The sequence below is a fragment of the Saccharopolyspora hordei genome (genome assembly GCF_013410345.1).
In the GTDB taxonomy this organism is placed as follows: Bacteria; Actinomycetota; Actinomycetes; order Mycobacteriales; family Pseudonocardiaceae; genus Saccharopolyspora; species Saccharopolyspora hordei.
Genome location: NZ_JACCFJ010000001.1, coordinates 5,370,670 through 5,387,921 on the forward strand (window position 1 = coordinate 5,370,670; position 17,252 = coordinate 5,387,921).

At 72.4% G+C, this 17,252-nt stretch carries 18 protein-coding genes and 1 pseudogene; 9 read left to right on the forward strand and 10 right to left on the reverse strand.

What is annotated here, in order from left to right:
• The 3 genes from HNR68_RS24470 to HNR68_RS24480 form a co-directional block, all read right to left on the reverse strand.
• Complete coding sequence (locus HNR68_RS24470; RefSeq protein WP_179724075.1) at nt 1-810, reverse strand: S1 family peptidase; 810 nt, start codon at nt 808-810, stop codon at nt 1-3.
• Between the two features lie 536 nt (nt 811-1,346).
• Nucleotides 1,347-2,006 (reverse strand): response regulator, encoded by a 660-nt coding sequence (locus HNR68_RS24475; RefSeq protein ID WP_179724076.1) that lies wholly within the window; start codon nt 2,004-2,006, stop codon nt 1,347-1,349.
• The gene (locus HNR68_RS24480; protein ID WP_343050383.1) at nt 1,999-3,258 is read right to left on the reverse strand and encodes a sensor histidine kinase; all 1,260 of its coding nucleotides are present in this window, start codon (nt 3,256-3,258) and stop codon (nt 1,999-2,001) included. Before HNR68_RS24480 ends, HNR68_RS24475 begins: the two co-directional genes overlap by 8 nt.
• 197 nt (nt 3,259-3,455) lie before the next feature.
• Here HNR68_RS24480 and HNR68_RS24485 point away from each other — a divergent pair, with 197 nt between their 5' ends.
• From HNR68_RS24485 to HNR68_RS24495, 3 genes are all read left to right on the forward strand, one after another.
• Entirely contained in the window at nt 3,456-4,928 is a 1,473-nt protein-coding gene (locus tag HNR68_RS24485; protein WP_179724077.1) for an ArnT family glycosyltransferase, read from the forward strand.
• A gap of 93 nt (nt 4,929-5,021) precedes the next feature.
• A complete protein-coding gene (locus HNR68_RS24490) occupies nt 5,022-5,528 on the forward strand; it encodes a PH domain-containing protein (RefSeq protein WP_179724078.1) in 507 nt (168 codons plus the stop codon).
• Nucleotides 5,525-7,024, forward strand: coding sequence for a PH domain-containing protein (locus tag HNR68_RS24495; protein ID WP_179724079.1), 1,500 nt, complete (start codon nt 5,525-5,527; stop codon nt 7,022-7,024). Before HNR68_RS24490 ends, HNR68_RS24495 begins: the two co-directional genes overlap by 4 nt.
• A 100-nt stretch (nt 7,025-7,124) precedes the next feature.
• Here HNR68_RS24495 and HNR68_RS24500 read toward each other — a convergent pair whose 3' ends face one another.
• From HNR68_RS24500 to HNR68_RS24510, 3 genes are all read right to left on the reverse strand, one after another.
• Nucleotides 7,125-7,319 carry a DUF397 domain-containing protein gene (locus tag HNR68_RS24500; RefSeq protein ID WP_179724080.1) on the reverse strand — a complete coding sequence of 65 codons (195 nt, stop codon included), beginning with the start codon at nt 7,317-7,319 and terminating at the stop codon, nt 7,125-7,127.
• Complete coding sequence (locus HNR68_RS24505; protein WP_179724081.1) at nt 7,320-8,168, reverse strand: helix-turn-helix domain-containing protein; 849 nt, start codon at nt 8,166-8,168, stop codon at nt 7,320-7,322.
• Between the two features lie 510 nt (nt 8,169-8,678).
• Nucleotides 8,679-10,412, reverse strand: coding sequence for a pyruvate dehydrogenase (locus HNR68_RS24510; protein ID WP_179724082.1), 1,734 nt, complete (start codon nt 10,410-10,412; stop codon nt 8,679-8,681).
• Nucleotides 10,413-10,577: 165 nt separating this feature from the next.
• On the opposite strand from HNR68_RS24510, the gene HNR68_RS24515 reads away from it, so the two are divergent.
• Both HNR68_RS24515 and bcp read left to right on the forward strand, forming a co-directional pair.
• A complete protein-coding gene (locus HNR68_RS24515; protein WP_179716383.1) occupies nt 10,578-10,724 on the forward strand; it encodes a hypothetical protein in 147 nt (48 codons plus the stop codon).
• Nucleotides 10,725-10,776: 52 nt separating this feature from the next.
• Entirely contained in the window at nt 10,777-11,250 is a 474-nt protein-coding gene (gene bcp, locus HNR68_RS24520; protein ID WP_179724083.1) for a thioredoxin-dependent thiol peroxidase, read from the forward strand.
• A gap of 40 nt (nt 11,251-11,290) precedes the next feature.
• Here the strand turns inward: bcp and HNR68_RS24525 are convergent, their stop codons facing one another.
• Entirely contained in the window at nt 11,291-12,049 is a 759-nt protein-coding gene (locus tag HNR68_RS24525) for a TSUP family transporter (protein ID WP_179724084.1), read from the reverse strand.
• 136 nt (nt 12,050-12,185) lie between these two features.
• On the opposite strand from HNR68_RS24525, the gene HNR68_RS24530 reads away from it, so the two are divergent.
• On the forward strand, nt 12,186-13,613 hold the full coding sequence (locus HNR68_RS24530; RefSeq protein ID WP_179724085.1) for a carotenoid oxygenase family protein: 1,428 nt from the start codon (nt 12,186-12,188) through the stop codon (nt 13,611-13,613).
• A 6-nt stretch (nt 13,614-13,619) separates the two neighbouring features.
• On the opposite strand, the gene HNR68_RS24535 is transcribed toward HNR68_RS24530, so the two are convergent.
• Nucleotides 13,620-14,288, reverse strand: coding sequence for a DUF5701 family protein (locus tag HNR68_RS24535; protein ID WP_179724086.1), 669 nt, complete (start codon nt 14,286-14,288; stop codon nt 13,620-13,622).
• Between the two features lie 92 nt (nt 14,289-14,380).
• Here HNR68_RS24535 and HNR68_RS24540 point away from each other — a divergent pair, with 92 nt between their 5' ends.
• The 3 genes and pseudogenes from HNR68_RS24540 to HNR68_RS24550 all read left to right on the forward strand — a co-directional run bounded on the left by HNR68_RS24540 (nt 14,381) and on the right by HNR68_RS24550 (nt 15,805).
• Nucleotides 14,381-15,016, forward strand: a complete 636-nt coding sequence (locus HNR68_RS24540; RefSeq protein ID WP_343050384.1) for a TetR/AcrR family transcriptional regulator — start codon at nt 14,381-14,383, stop codon at nt 15,014-15,016.
• A 28-nt stretch (nt 15,017-15,044) separates the two neighbouring features.
• Nucleotides 15,045-15,605 (forward strand): annotated as a pseudogene (locus HNR68_RS24545) (DUF5753 domain-containing protein); the annotation flags it as partial.
• Between the two features lie 17 nt (nt 15,606-15,622).
• Nucleotides 15,623-15,805, forward strand: coding sequence for a DUF397 domain-containing protein (locus tag HNR68_RS24550; protein ID WP_179724089.1), 183 nt, complete (start codon nt 15,623-15,625; stop codon nt 15,803-15,805).
• An 85-nt stretch (nt 15,806-15,890) separates the two neighbouring features.
• On the opposite strand, the gene rdgB is transcribed toward HNR68_RS24550, so the two are convergent.
• Both rdgB and rph read right to left on the reverse strand, forming a co-directional pair.
• Entirely contained in the window at nt 15,891-16,496 is a 606-nt protein-coding gene (gene rdgB / locus HNR68_RS24555) for an RdgB/HAM1 family non-canonical purine NTP pyrophosphatase (protein WP_179724090.1), read from the reverse strand.
• Nucleotides 16,493-17,248: a ribonuclease PH gene (rph, locus tag HNR68_RS24560; protein ID WP_179724091.1), complete on the reverse strand. Its 756-nt coding sequence runs from the start codon at nt 17,246-17,248 to the stop codon at nt 16,493-16,495. The genes rdgB and rph overlap by 4 nt, the downstream gene beginning before the upstream one ends.
• Between the last annotated feature and the right edge of the window lie 4 nt (nt 17,249-17,252).

Here is a 17,252-nt window from a genome sequence, read left to right on the forward strand (position 1 = left end):
TCAGCGCGTGCTGGACGAGCCGATCTGGGCCTGGATGTCGTCGTAGTAGGCGCCGACGCGGGCGTAGACGCCGGGCTTGCCCGGACGGGCGCAGCCCTCACCCCACGACGTGACGCCGATCAGCTTGCCGTCGACCACCAGCGGGCCGCCCGAGTCGCCCTGGCAGGCGTCGACGCCGCCCTCCGGCAGGCCGGCGCACACCATCGCGTCGGGGTCGTACTCCCCGTAGGCGCTGGAGCAGGTGTCGTCCGAGGTCACCGGCACGGTCGCCTTCTGCAGGTGGTCGGACTGCTGGCCGCCCTCGGAGGTGAGGCCCCAGCCGAGGACGGTGGCCTCCGAGTCGGGCGCGTAGCCCGGGTCGTCGGCGGTGGCCAGCTCGATCGGGGTCTCCTCGACCGGGGCCTCCAGGGTGAGCACCGAGACGTCGTAGCCCTGGGTGGCGTCCTGGTACTGCGGGTGCACCCAGATGTCGGTGACCGCGGAGGTGGTCCCCTCCGACGAGCTCATCTCGGTGCGGCCGCTGACCACGTTGATGTCGGACGGCTGCGAGCCGTCGGTGCAGTGCGCGGCGGTGAGCACCTTGTCCGGGGCCACCAGCGATCCACCGCAGAACTGCTGGCCGTCGGGGGTGACCAGCGCGACGGTGAACGGGTGGTCGGCGATGTCGGCGTCCTCGCCACCGATGACGTGGGGGTTGACGTCCGCCGGCTGCGCGGGCTGCGCCTGCGCGACGGAGGTCGCGGAAAGGGCTGCGACGGCGATCGCGGTGACCCCGGCGAACCGGGCCAGGCGACGTGGGGCATCGACCATCGTGTTCTCCTCGTGTGCGGGTCGCTGGTCACCGCTCCGGGCGGCCTGCCTCCACCCGGTGGTTACGCACAGCGACTGATTCGGTCGGAACGATAACCACGCCGACACCGGCCGGAAAAGGATCAACATTTGCCGTTTTACCCATTACGACCGGGCGTTTGCGCTGTTCATCGACGTGACGAGGAGGAACGTCGGCGGGACCACCCGCCGCTGCGGCCAGCGGGCGCGGGCCCGCTGCGCCGTCCGGACGCCCCCTGGCCAACCGGGTGAAGCGCGGCGGCTCTGGTCCGCAGCGGGAGAAGTGTCCCCGGCGCACCCCGAACTGCGCCGGGGACACCCCCGATGACGGCCGGACCCCTCCGACCGGTGGCGCCATCGGCCCCGAACCGATGGCCAGCACGTTCCCAGGCCCCGACCACCCTCGTGGAACGTGCTCCCTCTGGTCTATCTGATCTTCGGTGGAATATTCCAGAGCCAATCGGTGGAGCTTGGCCCAGTTGATCGTTCAAGCTCTCGGCCCTGGCGCAGTGGCCGGGTCACTTCGGGACCAGCCCGGCGTCGTAGGCCAGCAACCCGGCCTGCAGCCGGTTGGCGCAGGACAGCTTCACCAGCAGGCGGGACACGTAGCTCTTCACCGTCGCCTCGGACAGGTACAGCCGCTCGGCGATCTGCGCGTTGGACAGCCCCACCCCGAGGCACGTCAGCACCTCGACCTCGCGCTCGGTCAGGTCCCGCACCAGCTCGACGGCCCGGTTCCGGGCGCGCTGCTCCTCGGCCGAGGCCGCCAGCAGCCGCTTCTTCGCCTCCTGGGACAGCACGGTGTGCCCGTCGGCCGCCACCCGCACCAGGCCGATCAGGTCCTCGGGCGGGGTCGACTTGACCAGGAACCCGGCCGCCCCGGCGCGCAGGGCGCGCAGCACGTACTTGTCGGCGTCGAAGGTCGTCAGCGCGACCACCGCGGGCGGGTCGGGCAGCTTGCAGATCCGCTCGATCGCGGTGAGGCCGTCGACCCCGGGCATCCGCAGGTCCATGAGCACCACGCGCGGCCGGTGCCGCACCACCGACTCCACCGCCGCCGCCCCGTCCTGCGCGTCGTCGACGACCTCGATGTCCTCCGCGGACCCGAGGATGGTGCGCAGGTGCGCGCAGACCATCGGCTCGTCGTCGACCACCACGACCCGGATCGGCTCAGCCATCGTCGTTCCCCGCCTGTCCCGTGGGCACGTACGCGGGGAGTATCACATCGACCTCGAACCCGCCGTCGTCCGTGGGCCCGGCCCGGAACGTGCCGCCGACCAGCTCGACCCGCTGCTGCAGGCCGAGCAGCCCGGACCCGGAGCCGCTGTCGGCCAGCTCCGGCGCCACCGGGTCCGGCGGCTCGGTGTTGCGCACCACCAGGCGCAACCGGTCGTCGCTGTGCAGCAGGCGCACGCTCACCCGGGAACCGAACGCGTGCTTGTGCACGTTGGTGAGCGCCTCCTGCACCACGCGGTGCGCGGTGCGCCCGACCGCGGCGGAGACCTCCGCCGGATCACCCTCCACTGTGTACTCCACGGGCACCCCGACCGCTTCGGACTGCCCGATCAGCTCGGTGAAGTCCGGCACGCTCGTCGGCGGGGCGTCGCGCTCGTCCTCCTCGGGCGAGCCGCGACGCAGCACCCCGACCAGCTCGCGCAGCTCCTCCAGCGCCTCACAGCCGTTGCTGCGCAGCTCCTCGGCGGCCTTCCGGGTCTCCGGGTCCTTGGCCATCACGCCCAGCGCGCCGGCCTGCAGCACCATCAGGCTCACCCGGTGCGTGACCACGTCGTGCATCTCGGCGGCCAGGCGGGCCCGCTCGTCGGCCCGCGCCTGCTCGGCGAGCAGCTCCTGCTCCCGCTCCGCCCGCTCCGCGCGCTCCCGCAGCGCCCCGACCAGCCGGCGGCGCGCGCTGATGTACAGCCCGAGGACCGCGGGGAAGAGGGTCCACACCACGCCCGCCACGACCACGTCGCTCGACGGGGCGGCCCAGGGCCGGACGCTGACCAGCGTGACGATGCCGATCAGGTCCCAGGCGTAGAACTTCTGCGCGCGGCCCGCGGTGTAGACGACGGCGGCGTAGACCGCCCACGGCGCCTGCGCGGGCACCCACGGGTCGGACTGCAGGTTGACGTAGAACAGCGCGCCGGGGCCGAACTCGATCATCAGCGGTTGCGCGACCGACAGCACCGCGACGAGAGTCATGAACACCAGCGGGTAGCGCCGCCGCGCCAGCATCGCGACGTCCAGGGCCCACATGACCACGTCGCTGAGCCACAGCCCACCGGCCCAGTCGTAGAGCTCGACCGGCATGTCGGTGGGGTACAGCACGAGCAGCACGCGGCCGAGCAGGACCATGCCGAGCACCAGCGCCACGTCGAACGCGGCCTCGCGCTTGTCGTTCCACAGCAGCCGCCACAACGGACGTCTCACCCCGACCACGGTAGACGGCGGCGGGCGGCGAACCAGCGCGAACACCCACTCCCGTCGACCGGGAGTAGACGAAAGTTGCACCGCCGCCGCGCGATCGCCGACTTCCGGCTCCCCCACGCTCGACCAAGCGCCGTGTCGATCGGGCGCCGCCCGCGGGTGGAATGGGTCCAGACCTTCCGACCGACCTTGGGGGAACCATGGGATCCGCAGTGCTCGCGGCGCCGGCCAGCCCGCCGGCCGAGCTCCGGCTGCGACCGCTGGCCACGTGGCCGGTGCTCACCATCGCCGGCCTGGTCGCCGTCGCGCACCTCGTCACGAGCGCGTTCGGCGACTACTGGATCGACGAGGTCTACATGCTCGCGGCCGGCAAGTACCACCCCGACTGGGGCTACGTGGACCAGCCGCCCGTCGCCCCGCTCATCGCGGCGGCGATGGACTGGATCGCGCCCGGGTCGATGGTCGTGCTGCGCCTGCCCGCGGTGCTCGCCACCGCCGCGGGCGTGGTGGTGTTCGCACTGCTCGCCCGCGAGTTCGGCGGGGACCGCCGGGCGCAGGTGCTCGCCGCCGGGGCGGGCGCGACGGGGCTGTGGATCGCGTTCGTCGGGCACTGGATCACGCCCTACACCTTCGAACCGCTGCAGTGGCTGGTGCTCTCCTGGCTGCTGGTGCGCTGGATCCGGACGCACCGCGCGGGGAACGGGGACGACCGGCTGCTGCTGGTGTTCGGCGTGGTGCTCGGCATCGCCGCGCAGACCAAGGTCCAGGTGGCGCTGCTGTGCGTGGCGCTGCTCATCGGCGTGCTGCTGGTGGGCCCGCGCGACGTGCTGCGCCGGCCGATGTTCTGGGGCGGGGTCGGCACCGCGCTGGTGATCGCCGCGCCCACCGTGCTGTGGCAGGCCTCCCACGGCTGGCCGCAGCTGCAGATGGCGGAGGTCGTCGCGCGGGAGTCGCCGATGCTGTCCGGTGGCCGCAGCGGCACCGCCGTCACGCTGGTGCTCTACGCCGGCGTGGTCGGCACGGCGCTGTTCCTCCTCGGGCTGTGGGCGCTGTTCCGCTCGGCCGAGCTGCGGCCGTACCGGTTCTTCGGAGTCGCCACGGTCCTGCTCTACGTCTTCTTCGTCGCCACCGCCGGGCGGCCGTACTACCTGGTCGGGCTCTACGGCGTGGTGGTCGCGGCCGGGGTGCTGCACCTGCAGCGCCGCCGGGAGGCCACGCCGCCCCGCTGGGGGTGGGCGGCGTGGCTCCCGTACCTCGCCTCCGCGGCGCTGGCCGGCTACATGCTGGTCGCCTCGACCACGCTGTCCAGCCTGTTCGGCGCGCCGGACTCCGAGCAGGTCGCCCGCGACACCTCGGCCGCCTACACCGCGCTGCCGCCGGAGCAGCGGGCGCACACCGCGGTGGTGGGCGACAGCTACATCATCGCCGCGATGGTGGAGGTCGGCCGGGCGGAGCACGAGCTGCCGGAGGTCTTCAGCCCGAACCGGGGCTACGGCTACTTCGGCCCGCCCGGTGAGCACGTCGACTCGGTGCTCGTCGTCGGCGACCCGAAGCTGTTCCAGGAGCACTTCACCGACGTGCAGCTGGTCGCGGACGGCGAGGTCGACGTGTGGTTGGCCACCGGGCGGATCGGCGACTGGGCGCAGATCTGGCCGCAGGTGCGAACGCTGTAGGAGGACGCCGTGGCGCACAGCACGACCGCGAACGACACGACCCGGCTGCGACAATGGCCCGCGCAGCCAGCCGACCACGAGGAGGGGCCGACCGTGGCAGACGCGAGCACCGCCGGGATCCGCCTCCGACCACCGCGGAACCGCGTGGAACGCCGCGCCATCGGCTGGTGGACGACGCAGGCCCTGGTCCTGGTCCTGCCGCCGCTGGTCGCGCTGGCCGTGACCGCGGCGCTCATCCCGCCCGCGCGGCCCTGGCTGCTGCTGGCGCTGGTGGTGGTCGCCGTGCTCGGCGTGCCCTACGTGCTGGTCATGCCGCAGTGGCGGTACCGGGTGCACCGCTGGGAGGTCACCGACGACGCGGTCTACACGGCGGCGGGCTGGTTGCGCCAGGAGTGGCGGGTGGCGCCGATGTCGCGCATCCAGACCGTGGACACCGTGCGCGGGCCGCTGCAGCAGCTGTTCGGCCTCTCCAGCGTCACCGTGACCACGGCGTCCGCGGCCGGGCCGCTGACGATCGACGGCCTGGACCGGGCGACCGCCCGGGAGGTCGTCGAGCAGCTCACCGCCACCACCCAAGCGACCCCGGGAGACGCGACGTGAGCACCGTGATCGACGGGCAGTGGCGCCGCCAGGACCCGAAGACCATCGCCTCCGTCGGCCTGCTCGTGCTGGCACCGGCGGTGCCGACCGTCGGGATCATGGCCATCACCGGGGTCCCGGTCCCCGCCGTGCTCATCACCGCGGCGCTGTGGCTCGCGGGTGCGCTGGCGATCGCCGGGCTGGTGGCCGTGGACTGGTGGTTCGCCTGGTACCGGATCACCCCGGAGCGCTTCGAGCTGCGCAAGGGCGCGATCACCCGGAACCACCGTTCCATCCCGCGCGAACGCATCCGCAGCGTCGACCTCACCGCGGGCCCCAGCCACCGCGTCTTCGGCATCACCACGGTCAAGGTGGGCACCGGCGGGCAGGCGGGCGACAGCAGCGAGCTCAAGCTCGACGCGATCCCGCGCGCGGCCGCCGAATCCCTGCGGCACGAACTGCTCTTCGGCGACGCGTCCACTGTGCACACCGCGGACGCCGAGCCGGGGTCGAGCAGCACCCTCGCCCGGCTGAACCCGGCGTGGCTGGCCTACTCCTCGCTCTCGGTGTCGCTGGCGCTGATCGTCTGGGGCGCGATCGCCTCGGCCGTCGGGTCGTTCCAGCAGCTGCTGGCCAAGGTCGGTGTCTTCGCGGCGATCGGCGAGACCGTGCGGACCACGTCGCTGTGGCTGGTCGTCGCGGCGGCCGCCGTGCTGGCCGTGCTGGTCGGCGTGGTCGGTGCCTTCGCGCTGTCGCTGGAGATGTGGTGGGGCTTCCGGCTCAGCCGCGACCGCGGCGACACCCTGCAGGTCCGGCGCGGGTTGCTCACCACGCGGTCGGTGTCGCTGGAGGAACGGCGGCTGCGCGGCGTCGAGGTCGTGGAGCCGCTGCTGCTGCGCTGGTCCGGCGGTGCCCGGCTGGCGGCCGTGGCCACCGGCCTGAAGCGGGAGAAGGAGCAGAACCAGCCGGACAACAAGACGCTGATGCCCCCGGCCCCCCGGGCAGCGGTGCAGCAGACCGCAGCGGCGGTGCTGCGCGAACCGCAGCCGCCGGCGGACGTCCCGCTGCGACGGCACCCGCGGGCAGCGCTGCGCCGCCGGACCACCTGGGCGCTGCTGGCGGCGGTCCCGTTCGTCGCCGCGGCGGTGGTGCCGGCGGTGCTCGGCTGGATCCCGGTGTGGTCCGCGGTCGCCGTGGGCGTCCTCGCCGTCCTGGTCTCCCTGGGCTTCGCGGTGGACGCCTACCGCAACCTCGGTCACCAGCTGACCGACCGGTACCTGGTCTCCCGCTCGGGCAGCGGGATCCGGCGCACCGTCGTGCTGCAGCGCGACGGCATCATCGGCTGGCGGGTGAGCCGCACGCTGTTCCAGCGGCGGGCGGGCCTGATGACGATCGGCGCCACCACGGCGGCGGGCAGCAGCGTCTACGAGGTGCACGACGTGTCCGAACCGGACGGCCTGGCGCTGGCCGCCGAGGCCCTGCCCGGGCTCCTCGAACCGTTCCTGGAACGGCGCTGACCCACCGGTGGCGGCGCCGTCCGCACCGCCACGCCCACCCGAGGACGTCGAGGGACGCGCGACCGGGCGGCAAGCCCCGGTCGCGCCCCCGGCGCCGGGATCAGACGGTGTCGAAGCAGCCGTGCTTGAGGCTGCTGACGAACTCCCGCCAGCGCTGCGTGGCAACGGTGATCTGTCCGGCGGCCCGGTTCTTGGTGTCCCGGACCCCGACGCAACCGACCCCGAAGCCGACCTCGACGCACTGGCCCTGCCCCTGGGTCCGCGTGCTGGTGCGCCAGTCGGTGATGTTCGCCATCTACAACTCCCCTATGCGTTGTTGCATCAGTTCGACGGAGCCGTCCGGATCGACCGCGTGCGCACGCAGGTGGTCCATCATGGTCATGTAGTTGGCCAGCTCCACCTCGCGTTCGAGGTAGAGGCCGCCCACGTGCGTCTCCAGGTAGACCACGTCCGGGTCGATGCGGTTCGAGTACCGCAGGATCACGAACGGTCCGGCCTGCGCCGGGTGCGCTCCCGCGTCCAGCGGCATCACCTGCAACGTCACGTGCGGCAGCTGCACGAGCTTGAGCAGGTGCTCCAGCTGGCGACGCAGCACACCGGGGCCGCCGACCCGCCTCCGCAGCGCGGCTTCCCCCACGACCGCCCAGAGCTCCAACGGGTTCTCACCGGTCACCCGCTGCTGGCGCTGGATGCGCAGGTCGACCCGCCGGCTGATCTCCGAGTCGCTCGCCTTGATCAGGGTGGCCTTGGTGATCGCGTACGCGTACTCGCGCGTCTGGAGCAGCCCGGGAATGGCCTCGGACTCGTAGGTGTGGATCGACGACGCTTCCGCCTCCAAACCCACGTAGGTCTCGTACCACTCGGGCAGGACATCGCTGTACGAGTGCCACCAACCGCGTTTCCGGGCATCGCGCGCGAGGTTGATCAGCTGGTCCCGCTCGCACCCCTCGACCCCGTAGAAGTCCAGCAGGGCCGAGACGTCGCCGACCGACGGTGAACGCTTCGCGGTCTCGAACCGCCCGATCTTGGCCTGCGTGCACCCGAGGTGGGCAGCGGCCTGCTGCTGGGTGACCTCCGCTTGCGCCCGCAGTCGCCGCAGCTCGGCAGCGAGGCGGCGGCGACGCACCGTGGGACTGACTGTCATGATCCCATCCTGCCCGGATGTCCACACTGCGTCACCACCCCATCACCTGTACGACATCCGGTCGAGTCGCCCGTTCCGGGCCGACCCGGTAGGCACCGCTACACATCGGATATTGGCGGATGGGTATTACGCATCTCCCCCCAATCGAGGCACCTTCGCCGGGATGGAGTACACCCAGCTCGGGTAGACGTGTTCGTCCGGAAAAACCAACCGATAGGGGGAAGACAGCGCACACCGCGACACTCGTCCCAGCCCGTGGGACCGCGGCAGGCCGCCGCGGCCCGCGTCGCGCGCACGACGGAGCCGGGCGAGGTCACCGGAGGGCCGCGCTCACGGCGGGCGGCGCCGCACCGGCCCCGTGGGGACGGGTCGGCCACCGCTCGCGGTTCACCCCGACGAGCCTCGCCCTCCCGCGCGTGCGCGGGGCTCGCGCCGGTCAGACGGCACCGCACGCCGGGGCACCGACGGCCCCGGTCGCGAGACACCGGGCGGGCGCCCGGCACCCCGCGCTCACGGGCGCGGCACGTTGCGCAGGTTGCTGCGGGCGAGCTGGATCATCTTGCCGACACCGCCGGACAGCACCGTCCGGCTCACCGCCAGCGCGAAGCCCTTCACCTGGTCACCGGTGATCCGCGGCGGGATGGACAGCGCGTTCGGGTCGGTCACCACGTCCACCAGCGCGGGCCCCGGGCGCCGCAGCGCGTCGGCCAGCGCCTCACGCACCTCGGCCGGCTTCTCCACGCGCACCGAGTGGATGCCCGCCGCCGCGGCGATCGCGGCGAAGTCGACGTGCTCGTGGTCGGTGCCGAAGTCCGGCAGCCCGTCGACGAGCATCTCCAGCTTCACCATGCCCAGCGAGGAGTTGTTGAACACCACGACCTTCACCGGCAGCCGGTGGGTGCGCAGGCTCAGCAGGTCGCCCAGGAGCATGGCCAGCCCGCCGTCGCCGGACATCGAGATGACCTGGCGCTCCGGTTCGGCGATCTGCGCGCCGATGGCCTGCGGCAGCGCGTTGGCCATCGACCCGTGCACGAACGACCCCAGCACCCGGCGCCACCCGTTCGGCGTGATGTAGCGGGCCGCCCACACGTTGCACATCCCGGTGTCCACTGTGAACACCGCGTCGTCCGCGGCGAGGTCGTCGAGCACGTCGGCGACGTACTCCGGGTGGATCGGCACCTGCGTCTCGACGTTGCGGGTGTAGGCCTCGACGACGCGCTCCAGCTGACCGGCGTGCTCGCGCAGCATCCGGTCCAGGAAGCTGCGGTCCTGCTTCTGCTCGACGTGCGGCAGCACCGCGCGGATGGTCTCGGCGACGTCGCCGTGCACGGCCAGGTCGAGCACCGTCCGCCGCCCCAGGTGCGTCGGTTCGATGTCCACCTGCACCGTGTTGGCCTGCGGCAGGAAGTTGTCGTACGGGAAGTCCGTGCCCAGCAGCACGACGAGGTCGGCGCGGTGCATCGCGTCGTGGCAGGCGCCGTAGCCGAGCAGGCCGCTCATGCCCACGTCGAAGGGGTTGTCGTACTGGATCCACTCCTTGCCGCGCAGCGCGTGCCCGACGGGCGCGTTGACCCGCGCGGCCAGCTCCATGACCTCGTCGTGCGCCCCGCGCGTGCCCGCCCCGCAGAACAGCATCGGCCGCTCGGCCCGGTTCAGCTTCTCCGCCAGCGCCAGCACCTGCTCCTGCGAGGGCACGAGCGTGGGCGGCTCGGACTCGATGGTCCCGAGGCCGCCGGAGGAGGGCGCCGGCTTCTCGGCGACGTCGCCGGGCAGCACCAGCACGGACGCGCCGCGGCGGCCGGTCGCGGTCTGGATGGCGGTGCGCAGCAGCCGCGGCATCTGCTCCGGCTGGGAGAGCAGCTCGCAGAAGTGGCTGCACTCGTTGAACAGCTCCTCGGGGTGGGTCTCCTGGAAGAACCCGGTGCCGATCTGCGCGGACGGGATGTGCGAGGCCAGCGCCAGCACGGGCGCCCCGCTGCGGTGCGCGTCGAACAGGCCGTTGATCAGGTGCAGGTTGCCCGGTCCGCAGCTGCCCGCGCAGACCGCGAGCCGTCCGGTCATCTGCGCTTCGGCGCCCGCCGCGAAGGCCGCGGCCTCCTCGTGGCGCATGTGCACCCACTCGATGCCGTCGGTGCGCCGCACGGCGTCCACCACCGGGTTGAGGCTGTCGCCGACGATGCCGTAGACGCGCCGGACGCCGGCCTGCACGAGCACTTCGATGATCTGGTCGGCGACAGTGGGCATGGGGAGTCCTCCGAACGGTCGTCGGCATCGGCCACCACCCGTCTACGCGCAGCGGACCGACCCCGCAACTCGAAGTCCCGGAGGACGGGCGTAACGCTCCGGCCGCCGCCTTCGATCACCTCGGTGTCCGAGTCCGAAAACCGTTGCGAGAGAAGGGAAAACACGGTGTCCGTCCGCCTCTACACCGCGTGCGCGCTGGCGCTGACCGCCTCGGCGGTCGCCGGGCTGCTGGTCGGCGGGTTCATCGTGGCGCACGATCGGCCGGAGCCGCCGACACCCCAGGTGGCACAGGTCGCCCCCGGGCGGCCGTGACGTCGCTCCACCTCTCGGGACCGCGCCGGGTGCATCGGCTAGCGTCGGGTGCATGAGCGAACAGAACCGACTCGCCGTCGGCGACGCGGCGCCGGAGTTCTCCTTGCCGGACGCCGACGGCAAGACCGTCTCGTTGAGCGACTACCGCGGCCGTTCCGTCGTGGTCTACTTCTACCCGGCGGCCAGCACCCCGGGCTGCACGAAGGAGGCCTGCGACTTCCGGGACAGCCTCGCGGCGCTCAACGACGCCGGTTTCGACGTCGTGGGCATCTCCCCGGACAAGCCGGCCAAGCTCGCCACCTTCCGGGACGCCCAGGGCTTGACCTTCCCGCTGCTGGCCGACGAGGACAAGTCGGTCATGACGGCGTGGGGCGCGTTCGGGGAGAAGAAGAACTACGGCAGGGTCGTGCAGGGCGTGATCCGGTCGACCTTCGTGGTGGACCCGGAGGGCAAGATCGCCAAGGCGCTGTACAACGTCAAGGCCACCGGCCACGTCGAGCGGCTCCGCAAGGACCTGGGCGTCTGACGGCAGTGGGCACCGACCCGGCCGGTGCCCCCCCTCGTGGTCAGTCCAGCACCATGTAGACCGCGACACCTGCGGCGATGACCACCACCAGGTACCGCAGCAGGTTCGCCGGCAGCTTCTGGGCGACCTTGCCGCCCACGAACCCGCCGAGCAGCGTGGTGGGCACCAGCATCAGCACCGCGAGCCAGTCGACCGGCGCGATGAGCGCGTAGACGACGAGGGTCACCGCGCTGCCGATCATGCCGAGCCAGCTCTTGAGCGCGTTCAACCGCCGCATGGAGTCGGTGGCGGCGAGCACCAGGATCGCGATGAGGATGACGCTGCGCGCTCCGCCGAAGTAGCCGCCGTAGATCGAGGCGAGGAAGATCCCGACGGTGAGCACGACCGTGCGGTCCGGGGCGCCTTCGGCGGGCGAGCCGAGCCAGGTGCGGATGGTGTTCTGGAAGGCCATGAGCACCGCGGACAGCCCGACCAGCGCGGGCACCACGGCGTCGAAGACCTTGCCCGGCAGGACCATGAGCAGCACGCAGCCCAGCGCCGAGCCGAGCACCGCCGCGGCCGAGGTCAGCCACAGCCGCCGCGGGGCGCCCTTGAGGTCGTCGCGCTGGCCGACGGCGGCGCCGACGAAGCCGGGCCCCTGGGCCACCGAGTTGGTCACGTTGGCGACGAGCGGGGACATCCCGGTGGCCAGCAGCGCCGGGAAGACCAGCAGGGAGCCGCCGCCGGCCACCGCGTTGACCGCGCCGGAGAGGAACCCGACCACGACCAGCAGGGCCAGCTCGAACCATTCGGTGAACACGACCACCGAAGTTAGCTGCTGCAACGACCCCTGGTGCCTCCGGGGCGAGCGGTATCACATCGTCCCGCGCCGTTGCGGCACACCGGGTAACGCCGTTATGGTTCTATAACGCCGTTACAACGGGAGGGGGCTCGCCATGAGCAACCCGTTCACGCAAGGCAACTACGCGCCGGTCCGGCAGGAGGTCACCTGCACCGACCTCCCGGTGGTCGGCCGGATCCCCGAGCACCTCGACGGCCGGTACCTGCGCAACGGCCCGAACCCGAGCGCCGAGATCGACCCCGAGGCCTACCACTGGTTCATGGGCGACGGGATGGTGCACGGCATCCGGCTCCGCGACGGGCGGGCGGAGTGGTACCGCAACCGCTGGGTCCGCTCACCGCAGGTGAGCCGGAACCTCGGCGAACCGCTGCGGCCCCGCAACCCGCGCGCCGGGCTGGACCTGCTCGGCGCGAACACCAACGTCATCGGGCACGCCGGCCGCACGCTCGCCCTGGTCGAGGGCGGCGGGGCGAACTACGAGCTGACCGAGGAGCTCGACACCGTGGGGCCGTGCGACTTCGACGGCACGCTGCCCGGAGGCTACACCGCGCACCCGAAGCGGGACCCGGACACCGGGGAGCTGCACGCCGTGTCGTACTTCTTCGGCCGGGGGAACGCGGTGCAGTACTCGGTGATCGGCGTGGACGGCCGGGCCCGGCGCACCGTGGACGTCGAGGTCGGCGGCAGCCCGATGATGCACGACTTCTCGCTCACCGAGCGGTACGTGGTGCTCTACGACCTGCCGGTCACCTTCGACGCGCAGCTGGCCACCGCGACGGTCACCCCGCGCTGGCTGCGCCGCCCGGCCCAGCTGGTGCTGTCCGCGCTCATCGGCCGCGTCCGGGTCCCGGACCCGGTCGCCGCCCGGATGGCCCGCACCACCCCGGCGAACTCCGGGTTCCCGTACCGCTGGAACCCGCGCTACCCGGCGCGGATCGGCGTGCTGCCGCGCGACGGCGGTCCGCGGGACGTGCGCTGGTTCGACGTCGGGCCCTGCTACGTCTTCCACCCGCTCAACGCCTACGACACCGAGGACGGCGTGGTCCTGGACGTGGTGCGGCACGCGAAGGTCTTCGACACCGAGCTGCACGGACCGTCGGAGGGTGCGCCGACGCTGGACCGCTGGACGGTGGACTTCCGGCGCGGCGAGGTCCGCGAGGCACGGCTGGACGACCGCGACCAGGAGTTCCCGCGCGTGGACGAGCGCCGGCTCGGCAAGCGGCACCGCTACGGCTACTCGGTCGGCGGCGACACCCTGTTCAAGCACGACCTGGTGACCGGCGGGACCGCGACCCGGCGGTTCGGCGCGGGCCACCAGGTCGGCGAGTTCGTCTTCGAGCCGAACAGCCCGGACTCGGCCGAGGACGACGGGATCCTCATGGGCCTGCGCTACTCGGCGGCCGAGCACCGCAGCGACCTGGTGCTGCTGGACGCCGAGACCCTGGAGACGGTGGCGGAGGTCCAGCTGCCGGACCGGGTGCCCAACGGCTTCCACGGCAACTGGGTGCCGACCGGCTCCTGACCGCGTTCAGGCCTCGCGGCCCGTGGCGGAGGCGAAGCCGAGCCAGGTGTGGCGGTTGCCCCACCAGCACCAGCCGACCTTCGGCGCGTTCCGCCGTTCCGCGCCGTCCCGCCCGGTGCCGTTGCTGATCCACAGCGCCGGGGTGCGGGAGTCGAAGGCGCCGTTGTCCTTGCGCAGCCGGGATCCGATGGTCATGAAGCAGTGGTTGCGTTCCAGCGCGGACGGCTGCTGCAGCACCCAGTGGACGCCTTCGGTGATGAGCAGCGGTGTGCGTCCCGCCGCGGTCAGCTCTGGCAGGGCTTCCTCCGGGCTCCAGTTGGCCAGGTGGTCGCCGCGGTCGAGCCCGGTGACGAGGTACAGCGGCGCGTCGGGCACGTCGACGCCGGTCGGCGCGAACCGGTCGACGTCCGGCATGTCGGTGACCACGAACCCGGGCTTGTCGCCGCGGCGGAGCAGGGGCGCGAGCACGGACGCGGGCGCCCGGTCGGGGTGGAGGGCGAGCAGGGCGCCGTCGCTGCCGCGTCCGGCGAAGGCGCGCAGGTCGTCGGCGGCGAGCCCGGCGATCTCGGGCACGCCGAGGTCGATGAGGCGTTCCGCTTGGTCGGCGAGCGGCGGGAGGACGGCAGCGGAGGTCACGGGGCTCCCCAGGTCGCGGGTCGGGGTGGTGGCGGTCATGGCACGGCCCCCTCGGCGAGGAACTTACGACGGACGTAACATTATCACCGGAGTACGAATCCTCTTCACGTGCGCGGACGGGAGCGGGTGTGGTGACGACGGCCGAGCTGGGTCTGCGGGAGGCCAAGAAGCAGGAGACGCGGCAACTGATCTCCGACCGCGCGACGCAGCTGTTCCTGGAGAAGGGCTTCGAGGGGACGACGATCGCGGAGATCGCGGCGGCGGCCCGCGTGGCGAAGAAGACGGTGACGAACTACTTCGCCCGCAAGGAAGACCTGGTCTTCGACCGGCAGGAGGAGTTCGTCTCCTCGCTGGCCCGCGCCGTGGCGCACCGCCGCCCCGGTGAGTCCGCGCTGGCCGCGCTGCGCCGCGACTTCGACACCGCGGTCGCGACGCAGGACCCGGTGGCGGGCTTCGCGGGTCACGACTTCAGCCGCATGGTCGCCGACAGCCCCACCCTGTCGATCTGCTTGCGCGGCCTGCACGACCGCCGCGAGCAGGCGCTGGTCGAGGCCCTCGCCGACGCGGTCGGCGAGCAGCCGACGGACATCACCGTCCGCACCGCCGCCGGCCTGCTCAGCGCCGTGCACCGCACGCTGTTCCAGCGCATCCAGGAACTCACCCTGGCCGGCCGCCCCAACGACGAGATCGCCGCGGTGCTCGCCCCCGAAGCCGCCCGCGCCTTCGACCTCCTCGAACCCTCCCTCGGCTCCTACGCCGTGGCCTGACCCGCGCGACGACCTCGCCCACGAGCAGCGGGCTTCGCGGTTCCGGTCCAGGATCTTCCAGCACCAGACGGGGATCGTGCCGGGCCTGCTCCAGACCGAGCAGTGCATCCGCGCCCTGCTCACCACAGCCGAGCTCCAGCTCAGCGACCAGTCCACTGAGGATGCGATCGGAGCGCGACGGGAACGGCAGGCCGTCCTGACCAAGCCGCAGGCACCGCAGGTCAGCTTCGTCCTGTCCGAGTCATCGCTGCGCCGCGTCGTCGGCGACCGGTCGCTCGTGGATGACCAGCTCCGTCACATCGCCGACATCGCCCGGCGCACGACCGTCCAGATCCACGTGCTTCCCTTCGACGCCGCAACAGCACCGCGCGCAACGCACGACTTCAACCCGTTCCGCGTGCCGTCGCCCGGCAACGCCGGGCCGCTCGAGTTCGGCTACGTCGGGGACTTCACGGACGGCCGCTACTCGGACGGGCACGAGGACGTGCACGCGTGCACTCTGCGGTGGCAACGGCTCGTTGCGGCTGCGCTAGACCCGGTCGAGTCCGAGGAGTTCACCATGCGCGTCGCGGACGAGTTCGCTCGGTGACGTCTCGGAGGCCAGCGATGGTGAACTGGCGGAAGTCCCGCCACTCGGCCAGTGGCGGCGGCTGCGTCGAGGTCGGGCTCGGCTTCGACGCTGTCGGCATCCGTGACACCAAGGACCGCGACGGTGGGACCTTGAGCGTCTCGCCCGCCCAGTGGTCGGCGTTCCTGGGGGCGGTCAAAGCCGGCGCGCTCGACAGGTGAGTCACCGGATCCAGTTGGGGAGTGGAAGGCCACCCCCGCCGATCCAGTTGACGGGAGGTGCCCTTCACCTCGACACGACCGGGTTTCAGTCCGCGAGCTTGCGGAGTTCGGGGAGGAGGAGGCGGAGGGCTCGGCCTCGGTGGGAGTCCGCGTCCTTCTCCTCCGGGGTCAGCTCGGCGCTGGTGCGGGTCTCGCCCTCGGGGACGAAGATCGGGTCGTAGCCGAAACCGTTGGTGCCGCGGGCTTCGCGGACCACGGTGCCGCGCCACTCCCCGCGCACCACCGCCTCCCGGCCGTCCGGGTGGACCAGGGCCGCCGCCGAGACGAAGGCCGCGCCGCGGCGCTCGTCGGGGACGTCGGCCAGCTGGCCGAGCAGCAGCTCCAGGTTCGCCTGGTCGTCACCGTGCTTGCCCGCCCACCGGGCCGACAGCACACCCGGCATGCCGTTGAGCGCGTCCACCGCGATGCCCGAGTCGTCGGCGATCGCCGGCAGGCCGGTGGCGCGGGCCGCGTCCGCGGCCTTCGCGAGGGCGTTCTCCTCGAACGTCGCACCGGTCTCCGGGGCTTCCGGGAACTCCGGGACGTCCGCCAGGCCCACCACCTCGACGCCGGTCACACCCTCGGCCTCGAGGATGCGGCGCAGCTCCACCAGCTTCTTCTGGTTGCGGGTGGCCAGCAGGACGCGGCTCACGCCTGCACCCCCGGCAGCTCGCCCGGGTACGGCGCCGCGAGCGCCTCCGCCTGGATGCGGGACAGCTGGGCGCAGCCCTCCAGCGCGAAGTCGATCATCTTGTCCATCGTGGACCGGGTGAAGGTGGCGCCCTCGCCGGTGCCCTGCACCTCCACGAGCGTGCCGTGGTCGGTGGCCACCACGTTCATGTCCACCTCGGCGCGCGAGTCCTCCTCGTAGGGCAGGTCGAGGCGCACCCGGCCGTCCACCACGCCCACGCTCACCGCGGCGATCGAGCAGGACAGCGGCTTGGGGTCGGACAGCTTGCCGGCCGCGCCCAGCCACGTCACCGCGTCCGCCAGCGCCACGTAGGCACCGGTGATCGCGGCGGTGCGGGTGCCGCCGTCCGCCTGGATCACGTCGCAGTCCAGCGCGATGGTGTTCTCGCCCAGCGCGGACATGTCGATGCAGGCGCGCAGCGAGCGGCCGATCAGCCGGCTGATCTCGTGGGTGCGACCGCCGATGCGGCCCTTCACCGACTCGCGGGGCGTGCGCGTGTTCGTCGACGACGGCAGCATCGCGTACTCCGCCGTGACCCAGCCCAAGCCGGACCCGGTCCGCCAGCGCGGGACGCCTTCCTGCACGCTCGCCGCGCACAACACCCGCGTCCGGCCGAACTCCACCAGCACCGAGCCGGCCGGCCAGTCCTGGTACCCGCGTGTGATCCGCACCTCTCGGAGCTGGTCGTCGCTCCGCCCATCCGCTCGTGCCACGCCC